Genomic DNA, 13203 nt, shown 5'->3' on the forward strand with positions numbered 1-13203 from the left:
CGCCGAAGCCGGACACAGACTGCTCGGCTCACCATGGTCTCGGCGTGGATGCCCCGGCCGTCAGGCCGGAAAGGAAACGCAGCCCCACCTCGTTCACCGGTAAACAGACTTTCCATAAAATGGGTGCATCGCCCGTTTCTGGCGCTGTCCGGCCATCGAACAGTCGGTGATTCCGAAAACCAATTGCGGACATGCGGGGTGCGTGTGGAACCTCGCGGTGGAACAGAGCAGTCGTGGTACCGGCCGGGGCGTGGTCCAGCGCCGGGTTATGTCGAGCAGAACCGGCAGTTGACCGAGGCCCGCCGCGCATTCGACTGGCTCGCGGCGGGAAGCATCGTCGTCCAGCAGCAGGCATTACGCGACTTTGCCACGGCCATGACCAATTTCTGGCGGGGTTCGCATCGGCGTCCGGGATACCGCAAGCGTGGCTGCGGCGATGGTTTTCGGATCGTCGCGGTGCGATCCGGCGACGTCCGGCAGATCAACCGCCGCTGGTCCGAGGTGCGTGTTCCCAAAGTGGGCTGGGTGCGGTCTCGCCGCAGCCGTCCGGTGCCGGACGCGAGGTCGTACCGGATCACGCGGGGCCGTGCGGGCCGCTGTCATGTGGCGTTCGCCGTGGTTCCCGAGCCGATCGAAGCGCCGGGTACGGGCGAGGTCGTCGGGGTGGACCGGGGTGTGGCCGTGTCGGCGGCGCTGTCGACCGGTGAGCTGCTGTCCTGCCCCGGTCTGCGGCCCGCCGAGGCCGCCCGGCTGCACCGGCTCCAGCGTCGGCTCGCCCGCGCGAAGCGGGGCAGCACCCGGCGCGGCCGGTCGACGACGCGGATCGCCCGGGTGAAGGCCCGTGAGGCCGACCGACGGAAGGACCGGGCGGAGAAAACCTCCACGGATCTTGCTCGCCGTTACGATCTGGTCCGGGTCGAGGATCTGCGGATCGGGGCGATGACCAGGTCGGCGCGGGGGACGGTCGCGGAGCCGGGACGTGGCGTGCGGCAGAAGGCCGGGTTGAACCGGGGGATCCTCACCAGCGGGTGGGGTCTGCTCGCGCAACGGTTGGAACAGAAAGCCGCCGGCCGGGTCGAGATGACACCGGCCGCCGTCTACACGTCGCAGGGTTGTTCGGCCTGCGGGCAGGTGGCCGCCGCGTTGCGTGAGAGCCAAGCGCGGTTCTGGTGTGTCGCCTGCGGATTGCGGTGCCACGCGGACGTGAACGCAGCCAGGAAGATCGCCGCGGGACGTGGGGTGACTGCACGGGGAGGCACGGCACCGGCCGAGCCTGTGAACCGCGAACCTCAACACGACGCGCCCTGCCTTCTGGTTGGTGCAGGAATGGGAATCCACCGCCTTCAGGCGGGGGAGGACGTCAATTTGATCATGACTACAACGGTGAGGGATACGGCGTCATGAAGGGCGCATACCACCTCAAGAAGGCGCCGCACGCCGCGTGTGGCGATGCCGCGAACGCTTATGGCAATTCCTGGTAGAGGGTACGGGTCGAGAGCACATCCACCGTCGGCTGAGTGTCCGCCGACAATCTCAGAATCACCTACTCGGACGAGGACGGCGACGGTCGGGTCAGGTCCTACCAGGTGTGGCGGTGACTACACCGACCACTGAGTCGGCACCGGATCTCATCGCCACATGGTCTGTAGACCTGTGCCCGAGGTTGGGCCTGCGGCTGCGCGGTGGGATCCGTCGATCCGTCGATCCGTCGGGGCAGGCGATCACACCACCGGTGGCATCCCGGGAAATCCGCTCGGCGAAGAGGCGTTTTGGAGTGGAGTCGATCAGGCTCTGCCGTTCGGAGCGGGTCTTCTTTCTAGATGCCGGACGGCGTCGACGAGGTCTCATTGCGGGGGCGATCGGTGCGCTGGGTGACCGTGGCGCAGTCCCGGATGTCCTGGCTCCGCGTGGCGGACTGCTCGCGGGTGGACGGCGCTGGCATCTTGATGTGAGGATTGTCACGCACCGCTCGATCCCCCTCCCGGTCGCCCGCGCGGACACGGTGCACCTGATCGAGGTGGCCCGAATGGTCGGGCCGCCGCACCGATTGACCTGCGGGACTCGCCGCCCGGGAGCGTCCGCGCCCTCGTGTTGGTGCTCCGGACCCGGCCGAATGCCGATGGAGGGACGCGGGACAATTGGCACCCGGACCGCACGGATGGTCCGGACAGAATGGTCCGGACTGGATGGTGACGTGCAGAGGTTCGACGACCACTGGGTCGTCTCCGCGGGCGACCTCGTTGACGACGTGGAGTGCGGGCACCGGGTCGGGCTTACCCATGCGCTTGCCACCGGCCTGCTGTCCGTCGTCGGCGGGGATGTCGTCGGCGGGGATGCCGGCACGGACGGTGCGTCGTCCGCCGGCATCCGCGCCGCCGACGCGGTGCCCGGGGGTACGGCGGATGGCCTGCGGGGACGGCTGCGGATCAGCGCCCCGGACCCGACCGCGGTCCGGCATGGCGAGGCCCACGAACGGCGCTGGCTGGCACATCTACGGCGGTGTTTCGGTGCCGACGGGGTGGTGGAGATCCCTCGTCCGGCACCAACACCCGACGCTCTCGCCGAGGCTAGCGAGCGGACGCGTCGCGCTCTCGGCGCCGGCGCGCCGGTGGTCTATCAGGGTGTGCTGTTCGACGGCTCCTTCCAGGGCCGTCCGGACTTCCTGATCGCAGCGCATCTCGATCCGAGAACCGGCGCGCACAGCGGCCTCGCTCAGCCGGGTCACTACGAGCCCTACGACGCCAAGCTTGCCCGGCAGGCCCGGCCCGGGGCTGTGCTGCAGCTCGCTGCGTACGCGGTGGCGTTACCGTCGGTCGGCGCGGCGGTGCCGCGCATGATGCACCTCCTGCATCCCGCGCGGGGAGCAGGCACGACGGGCGCCACCGTGTCGACGGAACCGGGCGCCGCCGAGGCCGGGCGTGGCGGCGGGGGTGACCGGGCGGCCACCGTCGGCGTGGTGCGTTCGTTCCGGGTCGATGACGTTGCGCCGATGGTCCGCCATGCTCGCAGCCGCCTCGACGCCCGGCTGGCTGCGCCGGTGGTTGTTCCCGACCCGTCGTGGGCGCAGCCCCGTCCGGAGTGCGCAAGCTGTGCCTTCACCGAGCACTGCGCCGAGGGCCGGGCGACGGCCCGCGATCTGTCCCTGGTCGCGGGGCTGCGAACCGAACAGCGCCGGGTGCTTCGTGGCGCGGGCATCACGTCCGTCGAGGAGCTTGCCGCCGCGCGCGACGAGCAACGGCCGGCGGCGATGTCCGCTGCGGCGTTCGCTGGGCTGCGCCTACAGGCCGAGTTGCAGGCGACGCAGGATGCGACCCGCAGTACGGACGACCCCCTGGGGACGGTGACCGTGCGGATGGTCGATCCGGCGGGCCTCGCGTCGCTGCCGGTGGCGGACCAGGCCGACATCTACTTCGACATGGAGGGTGATCCGTATGCATTGGACGCCGCCGGTCTGGAGTACCTCTTCGGGGCCGTCACGCTGACCGACCCCCCGGGCGGGCGGGTCGCGGGCGATGCCGCGGCGGAGGACTTCCGGGCGTTCTGGGCGCATGACCGGCTCGGCGAGCGGCTGGCGTTCGAGTCCTTCGTCGACTGGGCCGTGGCGCGGTTGCGTGAGCATCCGGGCGCCCACATCTACCACTACGCGCCCTACGAGCTCAACGCGCTGCGGCGGCTGGCGGCCCGGCACGGTACGAGGGAGCGGCAGATCGACGAGCTGCTCGCCGGCAACCGGCTGATCGACCTTTACGCGGTGGTCCGGCGCAGTCTGCGGATCTCCCAGCCGTCATATTCGATCAAGTATCTCGAGCCCTTGTTCTTCCCGGACGCGCGGCAGGCGGCGGTGAAGAACGCCGCCGACAGCATCGTGGCGTACGAGTCCTTCCTGGAGCACCGGGCCGCGGGGGAGACGGCCGAGGCCGATCGGGTACTCGGCGAGATCGCCGAGTACAACCGGGTGGACTGCGTGTCGACGCACCGGCTGCACCGCTGGCTGCTCCGGCTGCGCGAAGCCGAAGGGGTTCCGGCTCGTGGGAGTGTCGCGGTGGATCCCGGCGCCGTCGGAGCCGATCTCCCGGGTGGGACCGATCCGGCCGCACCGGCGGGTGATGACGATCCTGATGCCCTCGTCGACGCGCTGGTCGCGGGGCTGCCCCCCGAGCCGACGGCCTGGTCGGCCGAGGAACGGGCTCGGGCGCTGCTCGCCGCCGCCGTCGGCTATCACCGGCGGGAGAACAAGCCGGCCTGGTGGACCTACTTCGCAGCGCTGACCGCCGACCGGGCGAGCCTGGAGGCGGCCGACGACTGCGCCGTGCCGACAGGGTGGGCCGTGGTCGAGGACTGGGAGGAGCCGTCAGGTCGGCGGCGGCGCAGCCGGCGGCTGCTGCAGGCACGCATCGACCCGAACCGTCCGCATCCGTTCGACCGGGGTGAGTCCGTGCGGTTGCTCTACCTCGGTCGGCCGGGCGCCGCCGGTGCGACCACGGATGCCGTGGTCGAACGGGCCGCGCCGCACGAACTGCTACTCCGCGAGAACGCGGCACCGGACGCCGTCAGCCGCGCGCTGCCGACGGCGGTGCTGCCCGGCGCTCCCGTACGGCCGGAACCGAAGCCCACCGCGGTCCGGGAGCTTGCCCGCCGGGCCGTCGCCGCGCTACCCGGACGCCTGCCCTCGGAGTCGGCGACGGACCTGCTGCGTCGTGACCCGCCCCGGCTGGTCGGCCCGGCGGCCGGTCTGCCGGCACCCGCCGAGCACGGCGACGACCAGGTCGCTGCCGTCCTGGCAGCGGTCAGCGCCCTCGACGGCTCGTACCTGGCCGTGCAGGGGCCGCCCGGCGCCGGCAAGACCTATCTGGCCGGACGGCTGATCCAGCACCTGATCGCGCAGGGGAAGTCGGTGGGAATCTGCTCGACCAGCCATAAGGCGATCGAGAACGCGATGCTCGCCGCTACCGGCCAGCCCCCGACGCCCACCGGCCATGCCGGGCCGGACGACACCGACACCGACACCGACGGCGCCCCGCCATGGCGCCCCATGGTCGCCGCAGCCAAGAAGCAACGCGCTGGCGCACCGGCCGACCCGGCGCACCGTCCACCCTGGGATACGCCGCGCGACCTGCGGGCGCTGGCGGCGTGGCGGGAGGCCCATCCGGACGGGCATCTCGTCGGCGACACCGCCTGGGCTTTCGCCAACCCGGCGCTCGCGGCCGTGCCGTTCGACGTCCTCATCATCGACGAGGCGGGGCAGTTCGCACTTGCCGACACCCTCGCGGTGGCCGGCGCAGCCCGCAACCTGGTCCTGCTCGGAGACCCGCAGCAGCTGCCGCAGGTCGTCGCGGGGATCCATCCCGAGGGCGCGGACGCCTCTGCGCTGTCGCACCTGCTGGGCGACGCCGAGGTGATCCCACCCGAGCTCGGCTACTTCCTCGACCGGACCCGCCGGCTGCATCCGGCCGTGTGCGAGCCTGTGTCGGCTCTCGCCTACCGTGGCCTGCTGCGGGCCCACCCGATCGCCGCAACCCGAGCCGTCGCCGACGTGCCAGCCGGGTTGTATCTGTACGACGTCGTCCACCACGACAACGCCACCCGCTCCGACGAGGAGGTGACCGCGGTGGGTGCGATCGTCCGGCACCTGGTGGGACGCGTGATCATCGACGGGGCATGGTCCCGCCCACTGACCGGGGCGGACGTACTGGTGGTCGCCCCCTACAACCGCCAGGTCCGAGCGGTCGAACATGCACTCGAGGCTGCCGGCCTGACCGGTGTGCGGGTCGGCACGGTGGACCGGTTCCAGGGACAGGAAGCGGCGGTGGTAATCACGTCGTTGACGACCTCCAGCGCCGCTGAGGCGCCGCGCGGGCTCGACTTCCTGCTCTCCCGCAACCGACTCAACGTCGCGTTGTCCCGGGCGCAGGTGGCGGCGGTCCTGGTGATGTCCCCGGCGCTGCTCGACAGCTCCCCCCGTAGCGTCGCGGAGCTCCACCTGCTGGCCGGGCTGGCACGGCTGCGGGCGATGGCACGCACCGATCTGGCCGCCGTGCCTGCGCCTCGTCCCGTCGAGCCGGCGACGGCGGCCGCGAGCGACGGCGTTACGCCGGTCCTCGTCTCCGAGCCGGTGACCGACGGCGCCCGCGCAACCGGCGGTCCGCCCACGCAGATGCATCTACCCTTCTCCTGAAGTCGGGTTCGAGTCGGAAAACGCCGTTACGCGCGAACCGGCCTCGACTCTCGGACAACATTCGGCGTCATGCCGTTTGTGCACTTATTTGTGCTTATCGTAAAACGGGTGCTACGATTCCCTTCGTCTTCTACAGGTCGGGGAAGGGGACGCTCGTGACAGTGGACGTGTCGGCCCCCAGTCGCGTGCAGATAGTCCTGCCGCGGGCGATCGCCCGGCTGCGCGCTTCATCGGGAGCCCATCTCACATTCGGCGGAATAGTCACACCTCATTCCGGTCGATTGACCGTCACCAACGTGGACGGACCCGCGCCGAGCGGACTGCTCGGTCACTCCGTCCCACCCGGGACGGGAATCGGCGGGCAGGTGGTCCGGCATTGCCGCCCGGTCGTCATCAACGACCCGGCTGCGGCGAGAAGGGTTCTTCGCTCCACTGCCCCAACGATCGAGAGCAGTGAGCTGGGAGCGATTCTCGCGGTACCGGTCTGCATGGACAGCGTGGTGGTCGCCGTGCTGTACGGAGCCATGCGGACCGAGGTGCCGTTCACTGAGGCCGCGATCCACGCGGCCATCGCCACGGCTCGACTGATGGAACGCGAGCTGGGCGCAGTCGCTACACGTGCGGAGCCGCTGTCGCCAGCGGTGCCACCAGGGCGTCATGCGCCGGCCGCCAGGGCGGTGGGTGCCGTGCCGCTGCCGCGGTCGCCCGGCCAGCCGCAGGAGAGTCTGCGGCTGGCCTACCGGGAGCTTCAGGAGGTCACCGAACATGTGGCCGACCCGTTGCTGCGTGGCCGGATCGGGGGCGTATCGGAGCTGCTGCGCGGCCTGCTTGATCAGGAGGCGAAGGTCGGCGGCCGGTTGGCGCTGACCCCGCGTGAGCTTGAGGTACTGGCGCAGGTCGCACTCGGCCTGTCCAACGTCGAGACCGCGCGGCGCCTGACCGTCTCACCGGAGACGGTGAAGGCGTATCTGCGCAGCATCATGCGCAAGCTCGGGGTCCGTAACCGGACCGCCGCAGTGCATGCCGCGCGTCAGCTGGGCATGCTTCCCTGACACGGCGGCGGCTCCCGGGCGTCATACGGGAGGGCCGCTGGTCGGGCGAAGCCGCCCTTCGGGATGCGGCGCATATCTTCCCTCACCGCTGTGAGCCGGACTGGCTCCCGCTCGGGGGACGCGCCTCATCCTGCGCCGGCGGATCCGGGTCCACCGGATCCGCCGGCGCAGGATGGGTCGACGGCCGGACGCGCCGGCTGCGGAGCTCGACGGCGCCGCGCCGTCCGCCGCACCAGGTATTCCCAGGCTCAGGGCATGGACCGGCATCCCGACATGGACGTCTCCGCTGGCCCGACATGGACGTCTCCGCTGGCCTTGTGTCGCCGTGCGGGACCTCGTGTGGTTCGCCTGAGGACTGTCGGCTCCATCTGGGCAGTCATGATGGCAGGACGGGCGCGGCGCGCCAGACGGCGCGAGCCGGCGATCGGTCAGCCGGCTCCGGGTGGGCCGGCCTCGCCGCCCCCTGAACATCCCAAGATCGCTGGCGACGCCGGGGGAATCCGCCGACCCGCCGACGATGGGCCGACCGGTACCGGCAGACCCGTCTTGTGGCCCCGGCGTCGAGGCCCGCGATACCCGCCATCAGCGCGTCGCGGGTGTCGCATGGGAGATCGACGTCAGCCGGGCCGGCGGGGGTGTGACCGATTTGTTCCACTTCCCATCCGGTGGCGGAGCCTGCCCGCGCCTCGGCTCGGTGCGGCATCAGCCTGGCGTGGGGCGCTTCCGCATGTGCGGCCCGATGGTGCCCGCGCAGTCGGAACCGGGCGTGCCGCGGCGGTGGCCGTCCCCGGTTCCCCCACCTGGCGCTGAACCGGGAGGTCCGGGGCGGATCGAGCTCGCGGGGCCGGGTCGCCGAGGGCAGGGGACCATCCGGTGGTGGCCCGACCGTCCGTCGGTCTCGTTGAAGTGGCCGAATGGAACCCGTAGCGTCGGCGTCCGTCCGCGAGATTCCGGCGGGCATGCGCGGGGCCGGTGCGGCCCGCTCCGCCGCACCGGCCCCGCTTCGTCCATCCGCCGCACCGACCAGGGAGATGCGGCGGAATGGACATCTTGTTGTCAGCCGATCACCGGATGGTCATCGGCTGACAAGTCCCAAGGAGGCCTTGAAGCGCTCGGCGTAGATATCCGCCTGGCGCTGCCCGGACAGTTCCTGGATGGACTTCATGATCTGTTCGGTTGCCGCCCGCTGTGCCAGCCCGGTGCGCTCGCCGGCCATCTGCGGGAAGCTCAGCGGCGTGCCGAACCGGATCTGGACCTGGCCGGCACGCGGCAGCCGCCGGTCCATCGGCAGGACCTGGAAGGTGCCGATCAGCCCCACCGGGATGACGGGCACGCCGGTCTCCAGTGCCAGCCGCGCCACGCCGTGCTTGCCGCGGTACAGCCGACCGTCCGGTGAGCGGGTCCCCTCCGGGAAGATCGCAAGCAGGCCGCCCCGGCTCAGCACGCCCGCACCGGCCTGCAGCGCCGCGGTCGCCTTGCGGCGGTTGTTGCGGTCTACGGCGATCTGACCGGTCGCGGCGACGAACATCTTCCCAGCCAGGCCCTTCAGGCCAGGCGTGGTGAAGTACTCGCTCTTCGCCAAGAAGGTGATCCGTCGGTCGGACGCGAGCGCGAGGAACGCGGCGTCGAGCACCGAAAGATGGTTGCCGGCGATAATGGCAGGACCATCGGTCGGAATGTTCTCGAGACCTTCGACCGTCGGGTGCCAGAAAGCCTGGCATATCGGGCTCAGTACCTTCTTCATGCAGGCGTAGGAGATTCTCGACCAGGCGTCGGCCCGGTGCGTCACCGGAGCCGCGATCGTGCTGCCGCGCTGTGCGGGCACGAGTTGCGGAACCGTGGTGTCGACCTGCCGAACCATGGTCTGAACCTGAGGCATTGCCGTACCACCTTCGAGATTGGCCCCCCGGCATTCCCTCCCGTCAGTGGTACGCCGCCGGAGCCGATCCCCCTCGCGCGATCCGCTCGACCACCGGTCGGGATTCCGGGTACTGAATGCCGCCCCGCCAGCTACCACACCTTTCCCTACCCCCGTACGGGGGTATTTCGGAATCGAGGACCTCCAGGAGGTCTAGTTTTGAGGTAGCGACCCGGGACGTCCTCGCCGTGCTGCACGTCCGGCCACGCGGCCATCTCGGCGCCGCCGTGCGATCACCGGGCTGCCGGGAGATCCACCATTGCGGGGGATCCTCGAAGGGAGCGTCATGCCGTCGTTCGCCGATTCGGCGCAGCAACGCGAATCCCGAACTGATCGGGTGGCGTATGCCGCGCTGCCACGCGGACGCGATGAGGAAGACGAATGGGTGGGTCATCTACCTGCGGAAACAGGAACTGGTGGCGCCGGCCCACCGCGAGTGTCGCGCCGGGTCATGGCCTCCGTGGCCGCCATGGCCGGCGTTCCGGCACCTCCGCGTTCCCTGTTCACGGTGGCGGCGGACGCGGCGGTGCTGCACCGTGGCCGGTTGCTCGCGGCGGCCTGCCTGCTCGTGGTGGTCCTGCTGCCATGGAACGCCGGGATCTACCATCAGCTCGCCACCGGTGGCTTCTACGCGCCGGGGGACAAGTCGACCCAGGCCGAGCAGCTGCTCGACGCGGAGTTTCCCGACGCGCCCCCGAACGTCGCCATCATGCTCACGTCGGATGCGGGGATCGACGGTCCGACGCCCCTACATCTCGGTCGTGAGCTCACCGGGCAGATGGCGGCAGAGGCCGGGGTGACCTCGGTCCTGTCGTACTGGCCGAACGGCTCCGAGGCGGGTAATCCGCTGCTGCGTGCGAAGGACGGCCGCTCAGCGCTCATCGTGTTCCGGCTCACCGGGTCCGAGGATCACATCCAGGATCGGCTCAACGCTCTGCACGAGCGGTACTCCCACGTGGGGCCGGGCGTGCAGGTCCGCTTCGGCGGCGCCCCCGCGGTCATGCGCGACGTGACCGAACGCAGCCGGGTCGACCTCGAGCGCGGAGAGATGACGGCGGCCCCGCTGGTTTTCCTCGTTCTGCTCTACGCCTTCGGGACGGTGGCGGCCGCCCTTCTCCCAGTGCTGGTCGGCGTGGTGTCGGTGGTGACGAGCCTGGCGCTGTTGCGGCTGGCCGCGACGCTTACCGATGTCTCCGTCTTCTCGGTGAACCTGACCACCGCGCTGGGCTTCGGCCTCGCGGTTGACTACAGCCTGTTCATCCTCCGGCGGTTCCGGGAGGAGCAGGACCGTGGGCTGTTCCCGGGCGCGGCGCTGCGCCGGACGCTGGAGACGGCCGGGCGCACGGTGTTCTTCTCCGGGGTGACCGTCGCGCTGTCGCTGACCGCGGCGCTCGTCTTCCCGCTCTACTACCTGCGCTCGTTCGCCTTCGCCGGCATCATCGTCGTCGTGACCTCGGAGGTCGCGGCGCTGCTCGTGCTACCCGCGGCCCTGATGGTCCTGGGGGACCGCCTCGATCGTGGGGACATCCGGGCGGCGTTGTCCCGGCGGCGAGGTGCCGGTGGTCGCCGGCCTGTCGGCACCCGCCGCGCGGGTGGACATCGCTCGCGTGAGGTCTCCGCCGCCGGGCGCGGCTGGACGGCGCTGGCCCGCCGGGTCATGCGCCGGCCGCTGCTGTACGGCGGGGCGGCCGTCGCCGTCCTGCTGATCTGCGCCGCGCCGCTGCGCCATCTCAACCTGGCGCTGGCCGACGACACGGTGCTGCCGGCCACCGCGGAATCCCACATCGTCAACGACGCGATGCGCGATGACTTCATCGTCTGCCTGCCCTGCCAGATTCCCATCGTCGTGCCGGGGGTGGACGCGCGCGACCCGGTCAACGCCGCCAGACTGACCGATTACGCGACTCGACTGTCCGCGCTTCCGGGTATTGCCCGCATCGACACCGTGACTGGCAGCTTCATGCAGGGAAAACGGGTCGGTGAGGTGCCGAAGGCGCCGACGGGATACGTCGGCATCCACGGCGGTGCCTGGCTGTCAGTGTGGCAGGGCGACACCTCTCCGGTGTCCCAGGAGGCGAAAGACCTGGTCCGGGAGCTGAAGGCGACCCCGGCACCGTTCGATGTCCTCATGGGTGGTCTCGCCCCGCATTTCCTGGACACCTCGCGCACCATCCTGCGTAGCCTTCCATACGCCTTCGCGGTTGTGATGGCCGCCACCTTCATCCTGTTGTTCCTGTTCACCGGCAGCGTGTTGCTTCCCCTCAAAGCGATGTTCCTGAACACGCTCAACCTCGCCGCGACGATCGGTCTGCTCGCCTTCGTCTTCCAGGAGGGTCACCTCCGCGGCCTGGTGGGCGACTTCCAGGTCTCGGGAACGCTCGAGATGACGAGTCCGGTGCTGATGTTCTTCATCGCGTTCGGGCTGAGCATGGACTACGAGATCTTCCTGCTCGCCCGCATCCGCGAGGAATACCAGCGCACCGGCGACAACAAGGAATCCGTGGCCATCGGTCTGGGAATGACCGGTCCGCTGATCACCAGCGTGGCGCTTGCCCTCGTGGTGGTCATGGTCGCCTTGTCCACCTCTCACATCAGCATGATCAAACTCGTTGGGGTGGGTCTGACCGTTGCGATCACGCTCGACGTCACCGTCGTGCGGGCGATCCTCGTGCCGGCGTTCATGGCCCTCGCCGGCACGTACAACTGGTGGGCCCCGGCGCCGCTGCGACGCCTGCACGACCGCTTCGGCCTGCGCGAGGACTCCGGCGAGATGGCTGTCGGGGTGGGTCCGGGCGGCGGCTCGCGTGCGGTGCCGGGGCAGCACGGGTTGGCCGAGGTGAACGGTGTGGCTGCGCCGGCCGGCCGCGGGGGCGGGTACGGGGCGTTGGCCTACGGTCTGCCCGGCCCGGGCTCACCGGGGCTGACGCATCCCGGCGCGGGGCCGGGGGTCGGGGCGCAACTGTCCGTCGGCATGACCGATCGGCCGAACGATGTCGCCGGTCCCGAGGACGACGACCGTCGGCTGCCGGCGGTGCCGTCGTATGCGGCGTACGTGACCAACGGCAACCCGGCCGCGGGCGGACAGCCCGACCCGGGGGTCCGGATGACCACGAAGATCACCTATCAGCGGGGGCGAGCCGAGGCCGCCCGGTGGGAGAGACCCGGGACCGCGCAGGCTCCGACCTGGCATTACTTCCTGCGTAACCGGTGGCGGGCCGACGGCTCCGCCCCGCCGGTCGTGACCGGGACACGTGGGTTCGTCATCGATGGCATCCAGGTGGACGACCCCACGGTCCTCGACGCCGACGCGCACCGGTGACGCGCGGGTAGACCGCCCGGGGCCTCGCGATCCCCGCCGGGCCGGGCTGCGCGGTGGGCGTGTTTCCCCGGCCGCCCCGTCCCGCCTGGCCCCGGCCCGGCCGCACCTGATCCGCACTGGCCCGGCCGGGCTGGCCTCGTGGTCCGGCGTTACCGGCTGGACCCGCGAGCCTGCGCCGTCTGGCGACGGTTGGCCTTCTGCACCGCGCCGACGAGTTCGCTCTTCGACATCTTCGACCGGCCTGGGATGTCCAGCTCGCGGGCGATCGCGCGTAGGTGCGCGATGGATGCGTTCGCGTCCACACCCTCCGCCGTCGGCCCGCCGGCCAGGGAGTCGGGCGGCCCCTTGGCGGCGTGCGCGTCCGAGGGCCCCGGCCGCGCCTTCGGCTCCCAGTGGTCGCCGACCTTCTCGTGGGTGTGCTTGAGGGCGGCGAAGGCCGCACGATGGGCGCGCTGGCCCTCGCCATACGTCCCGACCGCGGAGTCGTGGGTCTTCTTCCAGGTCCGCACGGCCTTGTCATCCGAGCGGGCGATCGTCGACGGCACCTCGGCGCGCATCCGGTCGGCCTGCGCTTTGCGGTTCTCCCGCTTCCTTACGGCCATGGCACTCCCCTCCCGAAGGGTTTTGCCGATGGGGACGGCCTTCCCGCGGCGCACCGACTCAATGACCCGAATCCGGGGGACTTTTCGGTCCCCGGCGCTGGCCCGCGCCGCCGAACAGGTCGCATCCACGCCCGGCC

General features: G+C 70.8%; 6 protein-coding genes and 1 pseudogene. 4 read left to right on the plus strand and 3 right to left on the minus strand.

Translation table 11 applies throughout. The features are described from left to right. Window positions 1-127 precede the first annotated feature (127 nt). Window positions 128-1320, plus strand: a pseudogene (locus tag FRAQA3DRAFT_RS00300) (RNA-guided endonuclease InsQ/TnpB family protein); the annotation flags it as partial. A 496-nt stretch (window positions 1321-1816) separates the two neighbouring features. Here FRAQA3DRAFT_RS00300 and FRAQA3DRAFT_RS00305 read toward each other — a convergent pair. Further along, window positions 1817-1966, minus strand: coding sequence for a hypothetical protein (locus FRAQA3DRAFT_RS00305; RefSeq protein WP_157466949.1), 150 nt, complete (start codon window positions 1964-1966; stop codon window positions 1817-1819). A gap of 228 nt (window positions 1967-2194) precedes the next feature. Here FRAQA3DRAFT_RS00305 and FRAQA3DRAFT_RS00310 point away from each other — a divergent pair, with 228 nt between their 5' ends. Continuing rightward, complete coding sequence (locus FRAQA3DRAFT_RS00310) at window positions 2195-6175, plus strand: TM0106 family RecB-like putative nuclease (protein ID WP_198286998.1); 3981 nt, start codon at window positions 2195-2197, stop codon at window positions 6173-6175. 296 nt (window positions 6176-6471) lie between these two features. After that, on the plus strand, window positions 6472-7227 hold the full coding sequence (locus FRAQA3DRAFT_RS00315; protein WP_369809435.1) for a LuxR C-terminal-related transcriptional regulator: 756 nt from the start codon (window positions 6472-6474) through the stop codon (window positions 7225-7227). Window positions 7228-8302: 1075 nt separating this feature from the next. Here the strand turns inward: FRAQA3DRAFT_RS00315 and FRAQA3DRAFT_RS00320 are convergent. Beyond that, window positions 8303-9088 carry a 1-acyl-sn-glycerol-3-phosphate acyltransferase gene (locus tag FRAQA3DRAFT_RS00320; RefSeq protein WP_232291843.1) on the minus strand — a complete coding sequence of 262 codons (786 nt, stop codon included), beginning with the start codon at window positions 9086-9088 and terminating at the stop codon, window positions 8303-8305. A gap of 526 nt (window positions 9089-9614) precedes the next feature. Between FRAQA3DRAFT_RS00320 and FRAQA3DRAFT_RS00325 the strand changes: the two genes are divergently transcribed. Then, complete coding sequence (locus FRAQA3DRAFT_RS00325) at window positions 9615-12464, plus strand: MMPL family transporter (RefSeq protein ID WP_232291845.1); 2850 nt, start codon at window positions 9615-9617, stop codon at window positions 12462-12464. A 149-nt stretch (window positions 12465-12613) separates the two neighbouring features. Here the strand turns inward: FRAQA3DRAFT_RS00325 and FRAQA3DRAFT_RS00330 are convergent, their stop codons facing one another. Next, the gene (locus FRAQA3DRAFT_RS00330; RefSeq protein ID WP_009399142.1) at window positions 12614-13066 is read right to left on the minus strand and encodes a ChaB family protein; all 453 of its coding nucleotides are present in this window, start codon (window positions 13064-13066) and stop codon (window positions 12614-12616) included. Window positions 13067-13203: the final 137 nt, after the last annotated feature.

The sequence above is a fragment of the Frankia sp. QA3 genome (genome assembly GCF_000262465.1).
Taxonomy (GTDB): domain Bacteria; phylum Actinomycetota; class Actinomycetes; order Frankiales; family Frankiaceae; genus Frankia.